Here is a 23132-nt window from a genome sequence, read left to right as displayed (position 1 = left end):
AGCGTTATTTTTGTACTACCATAATAATACAACTAAAATACTGAATTTGCAAGTAAAATGCCATATTTTCTCTAATTTCTTTGGCTTTTCCCAAACTTATATTCCTATTTTTGGTACAATAGGGGCAAGTATATTCGACCTGAAGGGAGATTATTTTGAAAATTTTAGCAACAGATATGGATGGTACCTTTCTAGACCATCTTGGTGCCTATGATAAGGCACGTTTGGAAAACCTTTTGGATGCGTGTGAAGCTAAAGATTACGTTTTTACAGTAGCTTCTGGCCGAGCTCTCTTGGCCTTGGAGGAGCTTTTTGATGGTTTTGTGGACCGCATTGCTATTATTGCGGAGAATGGGGCCTTGGTTCAGTACAAGGGTGAAGTCCTATTTGAGTCCAAGCTAGAACCTAAAGATTATTTAGAAATTGCAGACACGACTTTAGCCTTGCCAACTTGTGAGGGAATTCTCTTGTCGGGACGTCGTGGTGCCTATGCTCCAAACGATGCAGAACCAGCCTATCTTAAGGCCATGGAACGTTACTATGAAAATGTTATGGTAACGAACCTTGAAGCGGTTACAGATGACATTTTCAAGGTAACTGCTAAGTTCCAAGGGGATACCATTATGGAACGTGGTGACTACCTCAACACGATTTTTGAGGATATGACAGCTGTGACAACTGGCTTTGATTCTATGGATATTATCCTTAAAGGTGTGGACAAGGGCTTTGGTCTTTACCATCTTTGTCAAGAGTTGGGGCGTCAAGCTTCAGATGTTGTAGCCTTTGGTGATAATCTCAATGATATGGAGATGTTGACCTTTGCTGGGCATGCGGTTGCTACGGAAAATGCCCGCGATGAGATTAAGGCAGTAGCTGACGAAGTTATTGGTCACCATAAAGATGGTGCAGTCTTTGACTTCATGGAAGGTTTGGTAGGTTCAGATGTCTGAGATTAAATTGTTGGCCTTGGATTTGGATGGGACGCTCTTTACTAAGGATAAGCAAGTAACAGCTGAAAATAGAGCTGCTCTGAAGGCGGCAGAAGCTAAGGGAGTTCATGTGGTCATTACGACTGGTCGTCCTCTGCCAGCTATTACTCATATCTTGGAAGATTTGGGTTTGTTGGATGATAAGCACTATAGTGTGACCTTCAATGGTGGCTTGGTTCAGCGTAATAATGGGGATATTCTCATAAAGAAAGAGATGAGTCGAGAAGATTTAAAGCAGATTTATGCTGTCTTCGAACCTCTAGGGCTCCCTATGGATGTTCTTAGTGATGGCATTGTCTATGGGGTGCCTAGTAAAGGGAATCATTCGCTCTATCGTCAGGCTAATCCTACTTTGACTTTTGTTGATGTGGATAGCATTGATGACATTCCGCAAGATATCGTCTATAATAAAGTAGTTACGGTCTGTGAGGAAGCGTTTTTGGATGCCCAAATTGAAAAACTACCTGACCATCTATACCAAGCGTTTGAGGTCTTTAAGTCTCGTGAAATTATCCTAGAGGTTATGCCCAAGGGTGTTCATAAAGCTGTAGGTTTGAGACTCTTGACTGATTATCTTGCTCTGGATAAAAGTCAGGTCATGGCTATGGGAGACGAGGAAAACGACTTGACAATGCTGGAGTGGGCTGGTCTTGGTGTGGCTATGGCGAATGCTGTTCCCAAGGTCAAGGCTGTTGCCAAGGCAGTAACGACAAAAACTAATGAGGAATCTGGAGTGGCTGAGGCCATCCACAAATATATTCTAGAGAAATAAGGAGAACCAAATGGGTCTATTTGATCGATTATTTGGACAAGAGGAAAACCAGTCACAGGAAACTGTAGCAAATCAGGAAATTTCAGAAACTGAGGCTCTTGATAATCAAGACTTGTCAACAAGTGAAGGAACAAGTGAAAGGCAAGCAGAACAGCTCAGTGAGTCAGTGACTCAAGTAGAAGAGATTTCGTCTACAGAATCTGTTGAAGAAAGCGAATCTACAGTGACAGAAGAAAGTGAAGTAGCGTCTGATGAGGACCTATCTGTTGATAATCAGGCGTCAAGTGAAGCAGAGGGCGTATCAGAGTCAGAAGAAAGCCAAGTCGCTGTGGATAACCACTTCGCAGATGTCATGGCTGATTACTATGCTAAAAAGGCTCAGGTAGCTGCTGCTGCAGAAAAAGGTGAAACGGTTACTTTTGAGGCTGTTCAAACCCGTAAAGTTGAGGAAAAACCTGAAGAAGTTCAGGCCTCAAAAACTGAAACAGAACAAGAGAAATATAATCGTACCCTTAAGAAGACACGTACAGGGTTTGCTGCCCGCTTGAATGAATTCTTTGCGAATTTCCGTCGAGTTGATGAGGAGTTCTTCGAAGAATTGGAAGAAATGCTGATTCTTTCCGATGTTGGGGTTAATGTTGCAACGCAATTAACGGAAGACTTGCGCTATGAAGCCCGCCTTGAAAATGTCAAAAAGACTGAAGATTTGCAACGCTTGATTATCGAAAAACTTGTGGACATCTACGAGAAGGATGATGTCTACAAGGAGCAGATTAATTTCCAAGATGGTTTGACAGTCATGCTTTTCGTTGGTGTCAACGGGGTTGGTAAGACAACGTCTATCGGTAAGTTGGCGCATAAATACAAACAAGAAGGCAAAAAAGTTATGTTGGTAGCTGCTGATACCTTCCGTGCGGGAGCTGTCGCTCAGTTGGTTGAGTGGGGACGTCGTGTTGATGTGCCAGTAGTGACTGGTGCTGAGAAGGCTGACCCAGCTTCAGTGGTCTTTGACGGTATGGAAAAGGCTCTTGCTGAAGGAGTTGATGTCCTTATGATTGATACTGCGGGTCGTTTGCAAAATAAAGACAACCTTATGGCAGAGCTTGAAAAGATTGGTCGTATTATCAAACGTGTGGTTCCAGAAGCACCTCATGAAACCCTCTTGGCCTTGGATGCATCAACAGGTCAAAATGCCCTTAGTCAGGCTAAGGAATTTTCAAAAATCACACCTCTTACAGGCCTTGTCTTGACTAAGTTGGACGGTAGTGCCAAGGGTGGTGTGGTTCTAGCCATTCGCCAAGAGTTGGATATTCCAGTGAAGTTAATTGGTTTTGGTGAGAAAATTGATGATATTGGTGAGTTCCATTCAGAAGAATTCATGCAAGGTCTCTTGACTGGTTTGGTTTAAAAGAGTGTTTAAAAAGAGTGAGTACTGGGAAAAGGGATTCACTCTTTTTAATGGTGTCCTCACCTTGAAAAAAGTCACTTTTATTGGTAAAATAGTAAGGAAAAACGCATGCTTTGAAAAGTGAGCTGTAACTTAATCACTGAACAACCCCTAAGCCTTAAAAAAGAGATGATTGCTTTCTCTTTTTTTAAGGTGAGTCATAAGAAGATTTTTAATCTTAGTTTAAGGAGAAGACATGTCTGAACGTGGACTTTTGATTGTTTTTTCAGGGCCTTCTGGTGTCGGAAAAGGAACTGTTCGTCAGGAGATTTTTTCAACACCTGACCATAAATTTGAATACTCAGTGTCAATGACCACACGTGCCCAGCGTCCTGGTGAAGTTGATGGGAAGGATTATTTCTTCCGTTCACGTGAGGAATTTGAAGAGCTTATTCGTAATGGTCAAATGTTGGAATATGCTGAGTATGTAGGTAACTACTACGGAACACCTTTGACTTATGTCAATGAAACCTTGGATAAAGGTATTGATGTTTTCCTTGAAATCGAAGTTCAAGGGGCCCTTCAGGTTAAGAAAAAGGTTCCAGATGCTGTCTTCATCTTTTTGACGCCACCAGATTTGAACGAGCTTCAAGAACGTTTGGTTGGTCGTGGAACAGATTCTGAGGAAGTTATTGCTCAACGAATCGAGCGTGCGCGTGAAGAAATTGCTCTCATGAGCGAATACGATTATGCCATTGTTAATGACGAAGTGCCTCTGGCTGCTGAACGTGTCAAACGTGTTATTGAAGCAGAACACTTCCGTGTTGACCGTGTGATTGGCCGCTATCGTAATATGATTTCAGAAAAGAAATTATCAGATAAATAAATTAGAAATAGGTATAGAATTATGATGTTGAAACCCTCTATTGACAAACTTTTGGATAAAGTGCCTTCAAAATATTCATTGGTTATTTTGCAAGCCAAACGTGCCCATGAATTGGCTGCTGGTGCTGAACCAACTCAAGAGTTTACGTCAGTAAAACCAACCCTTCAAGCCCTTGAAGAAATTGAATCTGGTAATGTGACTATTCACCCAGATCCAGAATCTAAACGTGAATTGGCACGTTTGAAAGTGATTCAAGCACGACTTGCTGCTGAGGAAGAAGAACGTAAAATCAAAGAACAAATCGCTAAAGAAAAAGAAGAAGGCGATAAAATCTAAAATCAAAGTCAAGCTTTGGTTTATGAGGAGAGGGGAGCTGAGGCATAGTGTCTCAGCTTCCTTCTTTATGATGATAATCAAGAGCTCAGCTTTTCTTGAGCTTTAAAGATACTGGTCTTAAGGAAGTGACAGGAGGAAATTTATGGTTTTAGTAGCACAAATTATTGTAGACGTTCCTCTGATGCAGACGGACAGACCTTATAGTTACCTTATCCCTGAAGCCATGCAAGGTCAAATTGCCATTGGTATGCGAGTGCATGTGCCTTTTGGTAAAGGAAATCGTCTATTGCAAGGCTTTGTTATTGGCTTCGAGGAGCAGGAGGATTTAAGAGACTTTCCTGAATTAAAACCTATTGCTGAGCTTTTAGATTATGAGCCAGTCCTTAATCAGGATCAACTGGACTTGGCTGATCAGATGCGACATACGGTCTTTTCCTATAAGATTTCCATCTTGAAGTCAATGCTACCTGGTCTCCTTAATTCTCAGTACGATAAGGTTATCATGGCGACTGATAAACTAGGTGAAGAAGATAAACAGACTTTTCTTCAGGGGCAGGATCATGTTCTTTTCTCGCAGTTGTCAGAGGAGCAGCGTCAAGCCATTCCTCGTCTGGTCCAGTCTGGGCGTGTAACGGTTGATTACCTTGCTAAGGATAAGCAGAACATTAAGACTGAGAAGCACTATAGTGTTCAAAAGGGCATTCTTGAGACTTTGGCTATTTCGCAGCGGGCTAAGAGGCGTTTGGAGATGCGAGACTTCTTGCTCGAGAAGAGTGAGCCAGGGAAGGTGGCAGACCTCCACAAACTTTTTTCACGAGATGTGGTTAAGTTTTTCATCGAAGCTGGTGCCTTGGTCATCACTGAAGTTGAGGTCAATCGTGCCGATAGCTACTTTGAAAAGGTAGAGAAGACGGATTTTCTTGAGCTTAATGCTCAACAGGCACATGCTGTTGAAGAAATGACGCGCCAAATTGGACAAGGCGGCAAACCATTCTTATTGGAAGGGGTAACGGGATCAGGTAAGACAGAGGTCTATCTGCATCTTATCGAGAGGACCTTGGCTATGGGGAAAACGGCTATTGTCTTGGTACCAGAGATTTCCCTGACGCCCCAAATGACCAATCGTTTCATTTCACGGTTTGGTGACTTGGTGGCCATCATGCATTCAGGCTTGTCAGACGGTGAGAAATTTGACGAGTGGCGAAAGGTTAGGTCAGGCCAGGCCAAGGTTGTGGTAGGAGCACGTTCGGCGATCTTTGCTCCCTTGGACAATATCGGAGCTATCATTATCGATGAGGAACATGAGGCTACTTATAAACAAGAATCCAATCCTCGCTACCATGCTAGAGATGTGGCCTTGCTTAGGGCTAAGAGTCATGGAGCCGTGCTTGTTCTTGGTTCAGCAACACCGTCTATTGAGACTCGGGCGAGAGCTCAGAAAGGGGTTTACCATTTTCTTGAGTTGACTCAGAGGGCTAATCCTAATGCCAAAATTCCTCAGGTGGAAGTGGTGGACTTTAAGGATTTTGTGGGCCGTCAAGAGGCTAGTGATTTTACGCCACCTCTCTTAGAGAAAATCCGAGAACGCTTGGGACGTAAGGAACAAGTCGTGCTAATGTTGAACCGTCGTGGCTATTCCTCTTTTGTCATGTGTCGTGACTGTGGCTATGTGGATGATTGTCCCAACTGTGATATTTCCCTAACCTTGCATATGGATACCAAGACCATGAATTGCCACTATTGTGATTTTCAAAAAGCAATACCACATGTCTGCCCTAACTGTCAGAGCCGTCAGATTCGCTATTATGGGACTGGGACACAGAAGGCTTATGACCAATTGACGGAACTTTTGCCAGAAGCCAAAGTGATTCGTATGGATGTTGATACGACACGCAAGAAAGGGGCTCACGAGAAACTCTTGGAGGCCTTTGGAAGTGGTAAGGCTGACATTTTGCTTGGAACTCAGATGATTGCCAAGGGCTTGGATTTTCCAAATGTTACCTTGGTAGGGGTCTTGAATGCAGATACGTCGCTAAATTTACCAGATTTTCGTTCAGCTGAGCGTACCTTCCAACTCTTGACTCAGGTGGCTGGTCGTGCTGGTCGTGCTGACAAGGAAGGGGAAGTTATTATTCAAACCTATAATCCTAGTCATTATGCCATTCGGTTTGCACAGCAACAGGATTATGAAGGTTTCTACGCCTATGAAATGGGGATTCGACGTCAGTTGGCCTATCCCCCTTATTTCTATACGGTAGGAATTACGCTTTCTCACAAGGATGAAGAGTTTGTAGTTCGCAAGAGCTATGAGGTTATGGCTTATTTAAGAGAGCACCTGTCAGACAAGGTGACCTTCCTAGGGCCTACGCCTAAGCCAATTGCCCGAACACATAACCTTTATCACTATCAGATTATTATCAAATACCGTTTTGAGGATAACTTGGAAGAAACGCTTAATAGGGTCCTTGACATGACCCAGGAGCCTGAGAACAAGGACCTGCGTTTGATTATTGATCACGAACCTCAGAATTTTACCTAATCTAGAAAAGGAAGAATATGACAAAATTAGTATTTATGGGAACGCCTGCCTTTTCAGCGACAGTGCTGGAAGGACTTTTGACCGATGAGCGTTATGATATTGTCGCTGTGGTAACGCAACCAGACCGCGCTGTCGGCCGTAAAAAAGAAATTCGTATGACACCGGTCAAGGAAGTTGCCTTGGCGCATGACTTGCCAATTTATCAACCTGAAAAGTTGTCAGGATCTGAAGAAATGGCACAACTTATGTCACTTGGTGCTGATGGTATTGTTACTGCGGCTTATGGACAATTCTTGCCAAGTAAGTTGCTTGATAGCATGGATTTTGCTGTGAATGTCCACGCTTCACTCCTGCCAAAATACCGTGGTGGAGCACCTATCCATTATGCCATTATCAATGGTGATGCAGAAGCGGGTGTGACGATTATGGAAATGGTCAAGGAAATGGATGCTGGTGACATGGTTAGCCAAAAGGCCTTGCCAATTCTTGACGAGGATAATGTTGGTACCATGTTTGAAAAATTGGCAGTCTTGGGGCGTGACCTCTTGCTTGAAACCTTGCCTGCCTATATCGCTGGGGAAATCAAACCTGTTCCTCAAGATGCCAGTCAGGTAACATTTTCGCCAAATATTAGCCCAGAAGAGGAGCGCCTTGATTGGAATAAGCCGGCTCGTGACATCTTCAATCAAATCCGTGGTATGTACCCATGGCCTGTGGCCCATACCTTGCTTGATGGCAAACGTTTCAAAATTTATGAAGCGAATTTGGCAGAAGGTCAAGGACAGGCTGGTCATATTATTGAAAAAACCAAGAAGAGTTTGGTAGTTGCGACTGGCCAAGGAGCTATTTCGCTTAAGACAGTTCAACCTGCTGGAAAACCTCGTATGGCTATTGCTGATTTCCTTAATGGGGTCGGACGCAATCTTGAAGTAGGTGATGCATTTGGCCAATGATTGGAAAAAAACAGCTCGTGGACAGGCACTCGAAGTCTTAGAAGAAGTCTTCCAGGAAGGGGCCTACTCAAATATTGCTCTCAATGCACATCTGAGCAAGTCGCAGCTAACAGATAAAGACAAGGCCTTGGTGACGGAAATTGTTTACGGGACTTTAGCTCGTAAGATTACTTTGGAGTGGATTCTAGCCCATGTTATTGAGGACCGTGATAAGCTTGAACCTTGGGTTTATGACCTCTTGCTCTTAAGTCTCTATCAGCTAGCCTATTTAGATAAGATTCCAGCCCATGCAGTAGTTAACGATGCTGTTGCTATTGCCAAAAATCGTGGCAATAAAAAGGGTGCTGAGAAGCTGGTAAATGCGGTTCTTCGTAAACTATCTAGCCAGCCTTTGCCAAATCCAAGCCAGATTAAACGTGTCAATAAACGCTATTCCGTTCAGTATTCTCTACCTGTATGGTTGGTTAAAAAACTTATCGACCAGTACGGGGAAGACCGTGCCCTTGCTATTTTCCAAAGCCTCTTTGTGAGAAATAAGGCTAGTGTGCGTGTAACGGATGCGTCACGTTTGGAAGAGATAGAGGAGGCCACTGGGGCTGAGCGTTCAGTTCTATCACCAGTCGGGCTTGTTAAGTCTTCCGGTTACTTTGCTGGAACAGATTATTTTAAAGAGGGCTTGTTGACCATTCAGGATGAGACCAGTCAACTGGTTGCGCCAACTTTAGGGATTCAAGGTGAAGAAGAAATCCTGGATGCCTGTGCGGCACCTGGTGGTAAGACGGTTCATATGGCCTCTTATTTGACGAGTGGACATGTGACGGCGCTTGATCTCTATGATCATAAGCTTGCCCTTATCGAAGAAAATGCCCAACGTCTTGGCCTAGCTGATAAGGTTAAGACACAGAAACTGGATGCTAGTCAGGTACATCAAGTCTTTCCAGCTGATAGTTTTGACAAGATTTTAGTGGATGCTCCTTGTTCAGGGATTGGGCTCATTCGTCGGAAACCTGATATCAAATATAACAAGGACCTCCAAGACTTTGAGTCTCTTAAGGCTGTGCAGTTGGATATCCTATCCAGCGTTTGTCAAACCCTACGAAAAGGTGGTATAATAACATATAGTACTTGCACCATCATAGCAGAAGAAAATCAAGAGGTGATTCAAGCCTTTCTTGAGAGCCATCCTGATTTTGAGCAAGTTGCCTTAGACCATCCATGTAAAGACATCGTGGTCAATGGCTGTTTGGCAATTACCCCCGAACAGTATCTAACTGATGGTTTTTTCATCGCACAGTTGCGTAAAAAAGCTTAGGGTTACAGAGGAGGAAATGCTGACGCAAGTCAGAAAGAAAACTATGGAAATATCATTATTAACGGACATTGGCCAAAAACGGTCAAACAACCAAGATTTTGTTAATAAATTTGTCAACCAAGCTGGTGTTACCCTTGTCGTTGTTGCAGACGGAATGGGTGGACACCGTGCTGGAAATATTGCCAGTGAGATGTCAGTAACTGACCTTGGTCGTGACTGGATTAACACTGATTTTCGTGAGTTGAGTCAAATTCGTGATTGGATGATTGCTGCTATTGATGCAGAAAATCGTAAAATCTATGAACTTGGCCAAAACGAAGAATATAAGGGAATGGGAACAACTATCGAGGTTCTTGCCTTTGTTGATAATGCTGTGATTTTCGCCCATGTTGGGGATTCACGTATTGCCCTTATCCGTAATGGTGAGTATAAGCAATTGACGAATGACCACTCTTTGGTCAATGCTCTTATCAGGGCTGGTCAGTTGACTGAAGAAGAAGCAGCGGTTCACCCACAACGTAATATCATTACGCAATCTATTGGGCAAGCTGCTCCGATTGAGGCTGACCTTGGTGTCCAACAATTGGAACCAGGAGACTATATTTTGGCCAATTCAGATGGTTTGACCAATATGATTTCAGTCGAACAAATTGTTCATATTGTCAACAGCCCTGGTTTCGTCGAAGAAAAAACGAGTCGTTTGGTAGCTGCAGCCAATGAGGCTGGTGGTCATGATAATATTACCGTTGCTCTCATCAAAATAGAAAGTGAGGAAGGATAATGATCCAAGTTGGCAAATTGTTTGCTGGACGTTATCGAATCCTTAAGTCTATCGGGCGTGGTGGTATGGCGGATGTTTATCTGGCTAACGACCTGATTCTGGATAATGAAAGAGTAGCTATTAAGGTGCTACGTACCAATTACCAAACGGATCAGGTGGCTGTGGCGCGTTTCCAGCGTGAAGCGCGTGCCATGGCAGAACTCAGTCATCCTAATATCGTTGCTATCCGAGATATTGGCGAAGAAGACGGCCAGCAGTTTTTGGTGATGGAGTATGTGGATGGTTCGGACTTGAAGAAATATATTCAAGACCATGCGCCACTTTCTAACCAAGATGTTGTGCGTATCATGGGGGAGGTTCTTTCCGCCATGACTCTTGCCCACCAAAAGGGCATTATCCACCGTGACCTTAAGCCACAAAACGTTCTTTTAACTAAGGACGGTACAGCCAAGGTCACAGACTTCGGAATTGCGGTTGCCTTTGCAGAGACTAGTCTAACTCAAACTAACTCTATGTTGGGTTCTGTCCACTACCTCTCACCAGAGCAGGCTCGTGGATCGAAAGCAACTATCCAAAGCGACATCTATGCTATGGGTATTATGCTTTTTGAAATGTTGACAGGTCATATTCCTTATGATGGTGACAGTGCAGTAACCATTGCACTCCAACATTTCCAAAAGCCACTCCCATCTATTTTGGCAGAGAACCGTAATGTTCCCCAAGCCTTGGAAAACGTGGTTATTCGAGCAACAGCCAAAAAACTAGAGAATCGTTATAATAGTACTTTGGAAATGAGCCGTGACTTGGTAACGAGTTTGCATCCTAGTCATCGACGCGATGCCAAGGTAGTCTTTGATGATATGACGGATACCAAGACCTTGCCAAAGGTTGATCCAGTTCCATCTGCAAGTCTTGAGAAAAAAGCCGTTGCTGCTGAGCCATCAGAGCCTACACCTGCTCCAAGTAAACAACCAAGGAAAAAAACGACACCAGCTAAGAAGAAAAAGAAGAAAAACTTTTTCTCAACCTTGCTCAAGGTTTTCCTAGGACTTGTCTTTATTGGTATTATCATCTTTGCCTATTTGGTATTTACCAATCCTGATAATGTCCAGGTGCCTAATGTGGTCGGTCAAGAGTTGTCCGCAGCTCAGACTAACATTGAGGGTGCTGGATTTAAGGTAGGAGAAGTTAAGGAAGTGGAAGATGACTCTGTCGATACAGGAAAGGTCATCAAGACTGATCCTACAGCTGGAACCACACGAAAAGAGGGATCAAGCATTGATGTCTATGTTTCTTCTGGTAGTAAAGGTTTTGCGTTGAAAGACTACAAAGGTAAAAACTACAAAGATGCCATTGAGGACTTAACTTCGAATTATGGCGTTTCTGAGGACCAAATTGATATTCAGCATGTCGAAGACGACAGTGCTGAAGAGGGAGAAATCCTATCTCAAAGTCCAGGGAAAAACAAGTCTTTCAATCCTAAGGATAGTAAGGCCAAGATTAAGTTCCGTGTGGCAACTCCTAAGACAGTTACCATGCCTGATGTGACTGGTTTGACGGTTTCAACAGCGGTTCAAACCTTGAATCGTAAGAGTATCTCAAGTAGTAGTATCGAGTATCATGACTATAATACTGGTGCCAAGTTAGACAAGGATAAGGTTCCTAGCAGTACAGAGGTCCTTTATCAAGATCCACAAGCTGGTACAAGTGTTGATGGTACAGTGATTCTCTATGTTTCAGTTGCAACAGCAAGTTCAAGTCTACAGTCAAGCTCAAGCAGTACGACACATTCGTCATCGACGAGCTCAAGTACTGACAGTACAACTTCAAGCACTGAAACCTCGACAGAGGCTACTCACACAGAGCTACAGTAGTTTTAAATAACTAAGATAACAAAAAAAGAGAGGTTATTTCATCTCTCTTTTTTGTTATCTAGACTTCTTGTCGATAGCTTAAAAAGCCTGCTTGCCAGGGGTCAGAGATTTTTTTATAATGAAGACATCACATATAGGAGAGACGCTATGAGAAACCGTAGAAAACTGAGAAGGTACATCATTACCTACGATATCGTCATGACGGTCCTGGCCCTGATTTCCATTGGCTTGGTTATCTTTGATTTGGTTGGATTAATTTCAATTGGAAGGCGACCTTTCAGAGTGATAGATCAGTCTATAACGCTCATCTTTGCCATTGATTATGCGATTCGTTTCTCCTTGGCACCTCGTAAGCGAATTTTTGTTAAAACGCATGTATTAGACTTGTTGGCTATTATTCCCTACAATGAAGTCTTTACCTTCCTCCGTTTTTCAAGGGTGGGACGCTTTGCTCGTTTGGCCAAACTCTCTCGCTTAATTGGTTTGAGTAGTAAGCTCAAGCACATTTCCAATCGCATTAATCGCAGAAATGGCTTTTATTTTCTGCTTTCGGTTAATAGCATTATCATCCTTATCAGTAGTGCTATTATTGCCCGAGTAGAGCACCATAATTTTATAGATGCTATTTGGTGGTCTGTAGCAACGGTTACTACGGTAGGTTATGGTGATATCGTTCCTCGAACATTGGTAGGTAAGGCCGTTGCGGTCGTTCTGATGTTTAGTGGGATTGCCACCCTAGGGTTATTAACCAGCTCACTCAATAATATTTTTGTGCGGTCAGGTCGTCAGACTGAACGGAAATTAGCTGAGATTGAGAAGGAACTGGCTGAGCAACGTGTCATTCTGGAGGAAATCAGAACGACGGTCCAACTCATGAATAGCAAAATGGATAAAACTGACGAATAAGATTTTTTGAAAGAAAGATAGTGCTTCCTGTAATGGAGGCACTTTTTTATTTTCTACTCACACTTATCTGTCATAGCTAGCCAACTCTCGAACTAGGTCCTTTTGTCAATTGCCTTAAAATTTGATAGAATGAAGCCTGTATACTTTTATTTGAGAGGTCCTTATGACCAAATTTAATTTTTTCTTAGTGGTGGAAGCCCTGCTTTTGACTCTGGGCTTGATTACCATCTTTAATAATGATATTACCAGTTTCATTTTCATACTGGTCTTGACCTTGTTGGCGGTTCGCTTCTTTAACAAGGAGTCCAAGAGTGACTTTGTCTTGACCATCTGTTTGATTTCACTCTTTCTGGTTTCCATGTGGAATATCTATGTGGTGCTTGCCATCTTAGTGGGGGTAGCCTATGTCATGATTAACCATTTTTCACAGGTCAAGAAAAAGAATCGTTACGCTCTCATTCAATTCAAGGAAGACGACTTGGATCCTCAGGCTGTGCGAAACCAGTGGATTGGGACTCGAATGGAACCTGTCAGTGATCGTTATGACTTTGATGATATCAATATCATCCGTTTCTTTGGGACAGATGTGATTGATTTGACCCAGGTTATCATCTCGGGGCGAGATAATGTCGTGATTTTGCAGAAACTCTATGGACCGACGACTATCTTGGTACCAATTGATGTTTCCGTTAAACTCAACATATCGGCAATCTATAGCTCTGTCACCTTCTTTAATGAAGATGAATACGATCTCCGTTATGAAAGCTTGACCTTGCAGGGGGCAGAGTATGAGCATGCCCATCGGACGGTTAAATTGATTCTCAATGTGGGAGCTGGACCAGTGGAGGTACGTCGCAAATGAAGAAACAGTACCTATTTTTAATCCTGATTTATTCGGTTGTAGTTTTGGTTGGTGTTACCCTTGTAGTGATGGATAGCTTTAACCTCAACTTTTCACTGGTTTTCGGCAATCTGTCTCAGGCCTTCCACTTCCTTTTTAACATGGTTTTTGTGGTTCTGAGTTTGCTCATTTTGCTTTATATTCTCTGGGCAATTGCCAATGATAACAGTATGCGTTCAGTCAATCAGGATTTGCGCCGCATTATCAATAATCAACCAGTCAAACGTCAGGGAGATATTGAGTTAGACAAGAATATGATGCGCCTGTCTCATAAGATGCGTAAATTGACTAAGGACTTGCAGAAAACTGAGAATGCCCAAGCTCTACAAAGTCGTGATATTATCAAGAAGGAGAGAGGTCGTATTGCTCGTGACCTTCACGATACCGTTAGTCAGGAGCTTTTTGCGGCTAGTATGATCCTATCTGGTGTATCTCAGATGGCGGACCAGCTAAGTACGGAAGATTTGCATAATCAGATCCAGGCGGTTGAGGCCATGCTGACGGACGCTCAAAATGATATGCGTGTTTTGCTTTTGCATCTTCGTCCGACAGAGCTTGAGAACAAGACCTTGCAAGAAGGTTTGCAGATGATTCTTAAGGAATTAACCGATAAATCCAATATCCATGTCGTCTACAAGGATATGGTTAAGAAAGTGCCCAAGCGTATTGAAAATAATCTCTTTAGGATTGCCCAAGAGTTTATCTCTAATACCCTTAAACACGCCAAGGCTAGCCAGATAGAGGTTTACCTCTATCAAAATAGTCAGGAAATTCAATTGAAAATGTTGGATAATGGTGTTGGTTATGACTTAAATGCTTCGACTGACGAGATGAGTTATGGCCTGAAAAATATCCAAGAGCGTGTCGATGAAATGGCAGGAACTGTGCAGTTCCTATCTGCTAAAGGTAAGGGGACGTCTATTGATGTCCGTGTGCCGATATTAAGAGGAGAAGACAATGTCGAATAAGATTAATGTGATTTTGGTCGATGACCATGAGATGGTCCGTTTGGGCCTTAAGAGTTTCTTGAATCTCCAAGGAGATATAGAAGTAGTTGGAGAGGCAGGGAATGGTCGAGAGGGTGTCGATCTTGCCTTGGAACTGCGTCCGGATGTCGTCGTTATGGATCTTGTCATGCCTGAATTAGATGGTGTTCAAGCGACTTTGGAATTGCTCAAAGAATGGCCGGAAGCCAAGATTTTGGTTTTGACTAGCTATTTGGACAATGAAAAAATTTACCCAGTCATTGAAGCTGGTGCTAAAGGCTATATGCTTAAAACTAGTAGTGCGGCAGAGATTCTCAATAGTATCCGTAAGGTTTACCGTGGTGAAGAAGCTATCGAAACTGAGGTGGACAATAAGATTAAATACCATGATAGTCATCCGGACTTACACGATGACTTGACGGCACGTGAACGTGATATCTTGGCCCTTTTGGCTAAGGGGTATGACAATCAAACCATTGCTAATGAGCTATTTATTTCGTTGAAAACCGTTAAAACTCACGTGTCTAATATCCTTGGAAAACTCAATGTTGATGACCGTACTCAGGCTGTTGTTTATGCCTTTAGACATCATTTGGTTTCGCAGGATGATGAATAAAGCTATCAACTAAGCTTGTTATCTAGGGGCTAGAGAGGGTTATCATAACTCTTACCCCTAAGTCGGATTTTGTGAGTCAAATTCTTTGACTTTATTTCTAGCAAAACATATAATTAAACCATCCTAAAACTTTTCTTTTTTCATATGAGGTTGAAGCGACCTCATATCATCTATCTAAGTTCGCTTAGATGATGAAATCTCCTAACTCCTAGCAATCGGTATTTCCGGTTGCTTTTTTTGAAAAAAGTTTAAAAAAAGTGTTGACAGCCTACTAGTTTTTCTGTAGAATAATAAGAGTCTTTTGGGGTATAGCCAAGCGGTAAGGCAAGGGACTTTGACTCCCTCATGCGTTGGTTCGAATCCAGCTACCCCAGTTCTACCTGAGGGTAGAGACACAGATTATGGTCCGTTGGTCAAGGGGTTAAGACACCGCCTTTTCACGGCGGTAACACGGGTTCGAATCCCGTACGGACTATAAGTACCAGCTAGAGAAAGCTGGTTTTTTTGTGTCCTTTTTGATAAAATAGAGGGGTTGACTGGCCTAGGTCAGACATTTTATACCACTTTAAAATCATAAATAACGAGACCTCGACCCGAAGAAAAAACTTTGTTTTGTGATGGCTGTCAGATGATGATAAGCCCTTGGTCGAGTCGTGGTTTTATTTGAAGAAGTAAACAGATAATAAGGAAATGCAATGACATACTATAACGTTGGAAAGATTGTAAATACACAGGGCTTGCAGGGTGAACTTCGTGTTTTGTCTGTAACAGATTTTGCGGATGAGCGTTTTAAGAAGAAGAGTGTCCTAGCCCTTTTTGATGACAAAGATAATTACATCATGGATGTCGAAATTGCTAGTCACCGTAAGCATAAAAACTTTGATATCGTTAAGTTTAAAGGACTTTACCATATCAATGATGTAGAGAAGTATAAAGGTTGTAGCCTTAAGATTGCTGAGGAAAATCTAACAGACCTTGATGACGGGGAATTTTACTACCATGAGATCATAGGCCTTGATGTTTATGAAGGTGATACTTTGATTGGTCAGGTCAAAGAGATTCTCCAACCGGGTGCTAATGATGTTTGGGTAGTAAAACGTAAAGGCAAGAAAGATTTGCTCTTGCCATATATCCCACCTGTAGTTCTTGATGTTGATGTTGCAGCTGGTCGTATTGAGGTTGAGCTCATGGAAGGATTGGACGATGAAGATTGATATCTTGACCCTATTTCCAGATATGTTTGCTCCCTTAGAGCATTCCATTGTCGGTAAGGCAAAGGATAAGGGGCTTCTAGAAATCAACTATCACAATTTCCGTGAAAATGCGGAGAAGGCTCGTCATGTAGATGACGAACCTTACGGTGGCGGACAAGGCATGTTGCTTCGTGCCCAGCCAATTTTTGATACCTTTGACAAGCTAAATGTCACTAAGCCTCGCGTTATTCTCTTAGATCCTGCTGGTCGTACCTTTGATCAGGCCTATGCAGAAGAATTGGCGCAAGAAGAGGAATTGGTCTTTATTTGTGGCCATTATGAGGGCTATGATGAGCGCATCAAAACTTTGGTGACAGACGAGATTTCCTTGGGAGACTTTGTCTTGACTGGGGGAGAGCTAGCTGCTATGACTATTGTAGATGCTACTGTCCGCTTAATTCCTGAGGTTTTGGGTAAGGAAGCTAGTCATAAGGATGATAGTTTCTCATCAGGGCTTTTGGAATTTCCACAATATACTCGCCCAGCTGAGTTTCGTGGCATGAAGGTGCCAGATGTGCTCTTGTCAGGTCACCATGTCAATATTCGACGTTGGCGTATGGAGCAGAGTTTGCGTAAGACCTGGGAGCGTCGACCAGATCTTTTGGAAAACTATGATTTTACGGATGAAGAACGTCAGATTTTAGAAGAGATAAAAGCAGAAGGAAAATAAAATGTCAGAAGAAAAGATTTATGATATTACCATTATTGGTGGTGGACCAGTAGGACTTTGGGCTGCCTTTTATGCTGGACTACGTGGCATGACTGTTAATATTATTGAGAGTCTGTCAGAACTTGGTGGACAGCCTGCCATCCTCTACCCTGAGAAGAAAATCTATGATATTCCTGCCTTTCCTCAAACAACAGGTGCGGAATTGACAGAAAACCTCTTGACTCAGCTTAAGCGTTTTGAAGACCGTGTCAGCATTCATTTGAAAGAGGAAGTTCAAACCTTTGAAAAGACCGATGGTATCTTCACAATTACTACTAGTAAGGGCCAACACTTGTCTAAGGCTATCGTCATTGCCTGTGGAAATGGTGCCTTCGCCCCACGTCCTTTAGGTGTGGACAATGAAGAAGATTATGCGGATAATAACTTGTTCTATAATGTGCATAGCCTGGACCAGTTTGCTGGCAAGAAAGTTGTGATTGCTGGTGGTGGGGATTCAGCTGTTGACTGGGCCAATCACTTGGATGGTATTGCTGAGAGCGTGACTTTGATTCACCGCCGTGATGCCTTTCGTGCTCATGAGCATAGTGTAGAGCTTCTTCATCAATCGTCAGTTAATGTAATGACGCCTTATGTGCCACTTGAAATCAAGGGTGAAAATGGTCTTGCCCAAAGTTTGACTGTTCAAAAAGTGAAGTCAGATGAAGTTGTGGAATTGCCGCTTGATGCCCTTATTGTTAGCTTTGGCTTCTCAACCAATAATAAAAACCTTCGTAACTGGAATGTTGACTTCAAACGCTCTAGCGTTACTGTTAATGCTCAGTTTGAAACTTCACAAGAGGGTGTTTATGCTATTGGTGATGCAGCAGAATATGAAGGTAAGATTGACTTGATTGCTGTGGGAATGGGTGAAGCCCCTATCGCTATCAACCAAGCTATTCAATATATTGATCCAGATGGTAAGAATCGTCCGGTTCACTCAACATCGTTAATTGAAGAATAATGTCAAAAGAAGACTTTGTCTTCAAACCAAGGAGAGACTTGTCTCTCTTTTTTCATGTCTAAAAACGTGGTATAATACACCTATGGCTACAACGAAAAAAACGAAAAAAGGGGCGGCTTCTAAGAACGGTAAGAAGCGTCTTACAAAAGCAGAATTAGACAGACAGAAGGCGATTAAGCGAATGCTATGGACCTTCTTTTTTGCCTTTGTCTTAATTTTCCCAGTCTTTCGATTGGGTTTCTTTGGGGTTACCCTCTATAATATCTTTCGAGTATTTGTGGGGAGTATGGCTTACCCTTTAATATTTGCTATCTATGTTTATCTCTTTGGCTTTAAATGGTTACGTAAACACAGTAACTATGTCACAGGATTTTGGATGGTCTTCGCGGGGCTCTTGTTGGAGTTTCACGCCTATCTCTTTAGTCTAGATCGTATGAACGGTCTGGATATTTTCCCTGGTACCAAGGACTTGCTTTTTGGGGAACTTGTGAGTGTGCAAGTCGCTCGTTTTGCGGGTGGTGGTATGTTGGGGGCTCTTCTGTACCAACCGATTTCCTTCCTCTTTTCAAATATTGGTAGCTTCATGATTGGGGTATTGATTATTCTCTTAGGGGCTTTCATTCTTAGCCCTTGGGATGTCTTGGATATCATGGAGTATGCTAAGGAAGCTTGGCAAAAAGGGGCTGAGAAGCGTTTGGAACGGACGGCTCAGCGTCAGGAGAAGAAGGCAGAACGTCAGGCTCAGAAAGAACGTGAAGCAAAAGAACGTGCCGAAGCCGAGCGTCTGGCTGATTTGACTGTCGACGAGGAGACGGGAGAAATCTTAGATGATGTCGCAGAGGCCTTGCCACAAGAAACTGAGATTTTTGCACCTGAACCTGAAATCAGTGATTATGCCTCTGAGGACTACTATGATAATCTGCCTCCAGAGGATTATGAGGATTTCCAAGAAGATTATGGACCTTATCCAGAGGATGTGCCAAGCGAGGAGTTTCCCCCATCTATGGTGGTTGAGGGAGATGACGCACCAGTTGAGGTCGATTTCACGCCTAAGGAACTCCTGCAGTATAAATTACCTCAAATAGATCTCTTTGCACCTGATAAGCCTAAGAGTCAATCTAAAGAGAAGAACATCGTTCGTAAGAATATTCGAATCTTAGAAGATACCTTCAAGAGTTTCAATATTGACGTTAAGGTTGAGCGGGCTGAAATTGGGCCGTCAGTGACCAAGTACGAGGTCAAGCCTGCTGTTGGGGTCCGTGTCAATCGCATTTCAAATTTAGCTGATGACTTAGCTCTGGCTCTAGCTGCGAAAGATGTCCGTATTGAGGCACCTATTCCTGGAAAATCTTTGGTTGGTATCGAAGTGCCTAACTCAGAGATTGCGACGGTTTCTTTCCGAGAACTATGGGAACAGTCCAAGACGGACCCTAATAAGCTCTTGGAAGTTCCTCTCGGTAAGGCAGTTGATGGTTCGGCTCGTAGCTTTGATTTGGGTCGGATGCCTCACTTGCTGGTGGCCGGATCAACAGGTTCTGGTAAATCGGTTGCGGTAAACGGTATTATCTCTAGTATTCTTATGAAGGCTCGTCCTGACCAGGTGAAGTTCCTCATGGTCGATCCGAAGATGGTTGAACTTTCGGTTTACAATGATATTCCTCATCTCCTTATCCCTGTTGTGACTAACCCACGTAAGGCTGCCAAGGCTCTTCAAAAAGTGGTAGATGAGATGGAAAATCGTTACGAACTCTTTAGTAAGTTTGGCGTGCGTAACATTGCTGGCTACAATGCCAAGGTTGAAGACTGGAATGCCCAGTCGCAAGAAAAACAGATTCCCTTGCCTTTAATTGTGGTTATCGTTGATGAGTTGGCTGACTTGATGATGGTAGCTAGTAAGGAAGTGGAAGATGCTATTATTCGTTTGGGGCAAAAAGCGCGTGCTGCGGGAATTCACATGATTCTCGCCACTCAACGTCCGTCGGTTGATGTTATCTCTGGTTTGATTAAGGCCAATGTGCCATCTCGTGTGGCCTTTGCGGTGTCTTCGGGAACAGATAGTCGTACCATTTTAGATGAAAATGGGGCAGAAAAGCTACTCGGACGTGGGGATATGCTTTTCAAACCGATTGATGAGAACCACCCTGTTCGTCTACAAGGTTCCTTCATCTCTGATGATGACGTAGAACGTATTGTGACCTTTATCAAGGATCAGGCTTCAGCTGACTATGATGAGAGCTTTGATCCTGGAGAAGTTTCTGAAAATGATTTTGGTGGAGGTTCCTCTGCCAATGGTGGTAGCTCAGAAGGTGACCCACTCTTTGAAGAGGCCAAGGCTTTGGTCCTTGAAACACAAAAAGCAAGTGCTTCCATGATTCAACGTCGTCTGTCAGTTGGTTTCAACCGTGCCACTCGTTTGATGGAAGAGTTGGAAGAAGCAGGCGTTATCGGACCAGCTGAAGGTACCAAACCACGTAAGGTTTTGATGACTCAAGAATAATGAACTGGAAAGAGTCTCAAGCTTGGTTTTTAAAAGAATTAAAATAGACAAAAGAAATGAGAAAAATGAGTGTTTTGCCATTTGTTTTCTCATTCTTTTTTTATGTTCAAAATAGACCAAAAAATTGCAAAACATTCCACAAAAACGCTTACAAAACGAACATTTTTTGCTATAATAAGGAGTAAAGTGAGTGAATAAAACTAAGGAGTTAAAAATGGACAATTTACTAACCGTTCATTTTCATAGTATGCATGGCGACTATTCCCGATACAGTATGTGGAAGTGGCTAGATGGTTATTGGGGCGAAGAAGCCCATTTTTCACGTGAAGATGATTTTGGCCTTGTTGGTCAGGTTACTTCTCCCTCTAATCGTTTTATTGATTCTGTCAATCTTTTGGTAAAAACGGAAGACTGGTCGAGGCAAACACATGATTATCGCGTTCGACGCTTCCTAGGGGATGCTCCCAATGCTATTTGGATAGTTGAAGGTGATCCAACGGTTTATTATTCTAAACAGGCAGCCTTGACTAGCCATAGTTTCGAAGGTCGCGACCAGCATGCCTTTGATATGGCTCTTCGTAGACAGGAATTTGACCAAAAGTGGGGCTTTCAAGGCTGGTTAGGCTATAAGTATCAAAAAGGGGCTACAGAGTTTCGCCTTTGGTCACCTCTAGCTCGTCGTGTGCAGCTACTTCTCTTTAAAAGAGGGAGTAAGAAGCCTAAGATTGTTAAGATGAGTCGAGGAACTAGTGTCAATAAGGATTACCATGAGATGAATACTCACGGTGTATGGTCTGTCACCGTCAAAAAAGATTTGGATGGAGTGGCCTACCAGTTTCGTGTATATCATGAGGAAAGTTTCTATCAGGATACAAGAGACCCCTACAGTATCGCCCTTAGCTTAGATAATAAAAAAAGTTTGGTGGTCAATCCTAAGAGACTTGTCCCAAGAGGGTATGAAAAGGTTACTAAGCAAAAAGCGAGCTGGCGTAAGGCAAATGCTTGCTCATCCGTAATCTGTGAAATGCACCTCCGTGACTTCTCGATTTCAGAGACGTCTGGGGTTAAGAAGTCCTATAGAGGAACCTATCTAGGTGCTTGTCAGAAAGGGACTAGAAATGCCCATGGAGATGTGACTTGTTTTGATTACCTCAAACGTATGGGCTACAACTATGTCCAACTGCAACCGGTCTTTGATCACCATAAAACCTACGATAAAGGTGGGAAGCTTCTCTGCAACTGGGGGTACGATCCTGAAAATTACAATGTTCCGGATCGTCAGTTTGCTGCTGATCAAAAGAATCCCGTGGCACCAATTTTAGAGCTTAAGAAAATGATTCAGGCCTACCATGAGGCAGGAATAGGGGTTATCATGGATGTGGTTTATAACCATACTTACTCATCTTACAGCTCTCCTTTCCAACTGTCTGTACCGGCTTATTATTACCGTATGCATGACAATGGGGCTTTCCAAGACGGGTCAGGCTGTGGAAACGAAACGGCCAGTGAAAAGGAAATGTATCGCAAATACATGATTGATTCTTTAACCTATTGGGCTGAAGAATTTGGCGTAGATGGTTTCCGATTTGACCTCATGGGTCTGCATGATATTGAAACGATGAAAGCCATCCGTTCAGCCATGGATGATATTGATCCTCGAATCCTCCTTTACGGTGAAGGATGGGACATGGGAACAGGTCTTCCAGCTGAGCAAAAGGCTAAGAAGGATAATGCAGCTCTGATGCCTAGAATCGGATTTTTCAATGACAATGCGCGTGACGCGGTCAAGGGAGCAGAGGTTTATGGATACATCAGTAATGGCTATGTGTCTGGAGCTCCATTGGAAGACCAGATTGCCAAGAGTCTGCTTGGAAGCCGTGGTTTTGTAAACTACCTCATGCCAGGTCAGGTCCTCAACTATATCGAAGCGCATGACAACTACAATTTGAATGACCTTATGCATCATTTGCATCCACATGATTCGCCAGAGGATATTGAAAAACGTATCTACTTGGCAAATGCTCTTAATCTAAGTATGCAGGGGATGTGTTTCATGCAATTGGGACAAGAATTCCAGCGCACTAAGATGGTTGCTACAGGCGAAGATGGCAATTACACGGAAGCAGATGTCAAGCGTGCCATGAATAGCTACAATGCCCCTGATGCTGTTAATCAGGTGGATTGGAATCAAGTGACTCTTAAGAAAGACTTGGTTGCTAAAGTTGCCAAATTAATTGAGCGTAAACAAACTGTTCCGGAGTTCTCTTATCGTTCTTATGCAGATATTTACGATAATCTCTATGTCGCAAAAGCGGAGTACGATTCAGGTATTGTTGAATTGCACATCTCAGGAAAATTACGTGAAACTTTGGTATTCAACAATATGAAAAAAGATTTGGAGATTTACTGACAAGAATGTCAAAAAATGTTATAATACAGTAAACGCTTACATAAGTGGTTTTGTTTACTTGTAA

The 23132-nt window shown here is 42.9% G+C and carries 19 protein-coding genes and 2 tRNA genes; all 21 read left to right on the top strand.

Annotation, left to right across the window (positions count from 1 at the left end; all coding sequences use genetic code 11):
- Positions 1 to 155 precede the first annotated feature (155 nt).
- Positions 156 to 950: an HAD family hydrolase gene (locus SSAL8618_RS07420; RefSeq protein ID WP_038676501.1), complete on the top strand. Its 795-nt coding sequence runs from the start codon at positions 156 to 158 to the stop codon at positions 948 to 950.
- Positions 943 to 1761 (top strand): Cof-type HAD-IIB family hydrolase, encoded by an 819-nt coding sequence (locus SSAL8618_RS07415; RefSeq protein WP_038676498.1) that lies wholly within the window; start codon positions 943 to 945, stop codon positions 1759 to 1761. Before SSAL8618_RS07420 ends, SSAL8618_RS07415 begins: the two co-directional genes overlap by 8 nt.
- Positions 1762 to 1771: 10 nt before the next feature.
- Positions 1772 to 3169, top strand: coding sequence for a signal recognition particle-docking protein FtsY (gene ftsY, locus SSAL8618_RS07410; protein ID WP_002884696.1), 1398 nt, complete (start codon positions 1772 to 1774; stop codon positions 3167 to 3169).
- Between the two features lie 235 nt (positions 3170 to 3404).
- Positions 3405 to 4034, top strand: a complete 630-nt coding sequence (gmk, locus tag SSAL8618_RS07405) for a guanylate kinase (RefSeq protein ID WP_002884259.1) — start codon at positions 3405 to 3407, stop codon at positions 4032 to 4034.
- A gap of 21 nt (positions 4035 to 4055) precedes the next feature.
- The gene (gene rpoZ, locus SSAL8618_RS07400) at positions 4056 to 4370 is read left to right on the top strand and encodes a DNA-directed RNA polymerase subunit omega (protein ID WP_002886855.1); all 315 of its coding nucleotides are present in this window, start codon (positions 4056 to 4058) and stop codon (positions 4368 to 4370) included.
- A gap of 142 nt (positions 4371 to 4512) precedes the next feature.
- Positions 4513 to 6909, top strand: coding sequence for a primosomal protein N' (locus tag SSAL8618_RS07395; RefSeq protein WP_038676496.1), 2397 nt, complete (start codon positions 4513 to 4515; stop codon positions 6907 to 6909).
- Between the two features lie 17 nt (positions 6910 to 6926).
- Positions 6927 to 7862, top strand: a complete 936-nt coding sequence (gene fmt, locus SSAL8618_RS07390; protein WP_038676494.1) for a methionyl-tRNA formyltransferase — start codon at positions 6927 to 6929, stop codon at positions 7860 to 7862.
- The gene (gene rsmB, locus SSAL8618_RS07385; protein ID WP_038677043.1) at positions 7852 to 9174 is read left to right on the top strand and encodes a 16S rRNA (cytosine(967)-C(5))-methyltransferase RsmB; all 1323 of its coding nucleotides are present in this window, start codon (positions 7852 to 7854) and stop codon (positions 9172 to 9174) included. Before fmt ends, rsmB begins: the two co-directional genes overlap by 11 nt.
- A gap of 43 nt (positions 9175 to 9217) precedes the next feature.
- Positions 9218 to 9955 (top strand): Stp1/IreP family PP2C-type Ser/Thr phosphatase, encoded by a 738-nt coding sequence (locus SSAL8618_RS07380; RefSeq protein WP_038677041.1) that lies wholly within the window; start codon positions 9218 to 9220, stop codon positions 9953 to 9955.
- Positions 9955 to 11829 carry a Stk1 family PASTA domain-containing Ser/Thr kinase gene (gene pknB / locus SSAL8618_RS07375; RefSeq protein WP_038676492.1) on the top strand — a complete coding sequence of 625 codons (1875 nt, stop codon included), beginning with the start codon at positions 9955 to 9957 and terminating at the stop codon, positions 11827 to 11829. Before SSAL8618_RS07380 ends, pknB begins: the two co-directional genes overlap by 1 nt.
- A gap of 147 nt (positions 11830 to 11976) precedes the next feature.
- Positions 11977 to 12735 (top strand): potassium channel family protein, encoded by a 759-nt coding sequence (locus tag SSAL8618_RS07370; protein WP_038676489.1) that lies wholly within the window; start codon positions 11977 to 11979, stop codon positions 12733 to 12735.
- 163 nt (positions 12736 to 12898) lie between these two features.
- Positions 12899 to 13597: a cell wall-active antibiotics response protein LiaF gene (gene liaF / locus SSAL8618_RS07365; RefSeq protein ID WP_038676488.1), complete on the top strand. Its 699-nt coding sequence runs from the start codon at positions 12899 to 12901 to the stop codon at positions 13595 to 13597.
- Positions 13594 to 14604, top strand: coding sequence for an envelope stress sensor histidine kinase LiaS (locus tag SSAL8618_RS07360; RefSeq protein ID WP_038676486.1), 1011 nt, complete (start codon positions 13594 to 13596; stop codon positions 14602 to 14604). Before liaF ends, SSAL8618_RS07360 begins: the two co-directional genes overlap by 4 nt.
- Complete coding sequence (locus SSAL8618_RS07355) at positions 14594 to 15238, top strand: response regulator transcription factor (RefSeq protein WP_022496266.1); 645 nt, start codon at positions 14594 to 14596, stop codon at positions 15236 to 15238. Before SSAL8618_RS07360 ends, SSAL8618_RS07355 begins: the two co-directional genes overlap by 11 nt.
- A gap of 302 nt (positions 15239 to 15540) precedes the next feature.
- Positions 15541 to 15612 (top strand) — tRNA-Gln (locus SSAL8618_RS07350).
- A 29-nt stretch (positions 15613 to 15641) separates the two neighbouring features.
- Positions 15642 to 15713, top strand: a tRNA-Glu gene (locus SSAL8618_RS07345).
- A 220-nt stretch (positions 15714 to 15933) separates the two neighbouring features.
- Positions 15934 to 16452 carry a ribosome maturation factor RimM gene (gene rimM / locus SSAL8618_RS07340; RefSeq protein ID WP_002884411.1) on the top strand — a complete coding sequence of 173 codons (519 nt, stop codon included), beginning with the start codon at positions 15934 to 15936 and terminating at the stop codon, positions 16450 to 16452.
- Positions 16442 to 17161 (top strand): tRNA (guanosine(37)-N1)-methyltransferase TrmD, encoded by a 720-nt coding sequence (gene trmD, locus SSAL8618_RS07335; RefSeq protein WP_002886864.1) that lies wholly within the window; start codon positions 16442 to 16444, stop codon positions 17159 to 17161. The genes rimM and trmD overlap by 11 nt, the downstream gene beginning before the upstream one ends.
- Position 17162: 1 nt before the next feature.
- Positions 17163 to 18161 (top strand): NAD(P)/FAD-dependent oxidoreductase, encoded by a 999-nt coding sequence (locus SSAL8618_RS07330; RefSeq protein WP_002886866.1) that lies wholly within the window; start codon positions 17163 to 17165, stop codon positions 18159 to 18161.
- A gap of 82 nt (positions 18162 to 18243) precedes the next feature.
- Positions 18244 to 20658 (top strand): DNA translocase FtsK, encoded by a 2415-nt coding sequence (locus SSAL8618_RS07325; protein WP_038676483.1) that lies wholly within the window; start codon positions 18244 to 18246, stop codon positions 20656 to 20658.
- A gap of 214 nt (positions 20659 to 20872) precedes the next feature.
- Positions 20873 to 23068: a type I pullulanase gene (gene pulA, locus SSAL8618_RS07320; protein WP_052124408.1), complete on the top strand. Its 2196-nt coding sequence runs from the start codon at positions 20873 to 20875 to the stop codon at positions 23066 to 23068.
- Positions 23069 to 23132: the final 64 nt, after the last annotated feature.

It is taken from the genome of Streptococcus salivarius (genome assembly GCF_000785515.1).
In the GTDB taxonomy this organism is placed as follows: domain Bacteria; phylum Bacillota; class Bacilli; order Lactobacillales; family Streptococcaceae; genus Streptococcus; species Streptococcus salivarius.
Note: the sequence above shows the minus strand (reverse complement) of the source record. Positions and strands in the feature narration are given on the sequence as shown.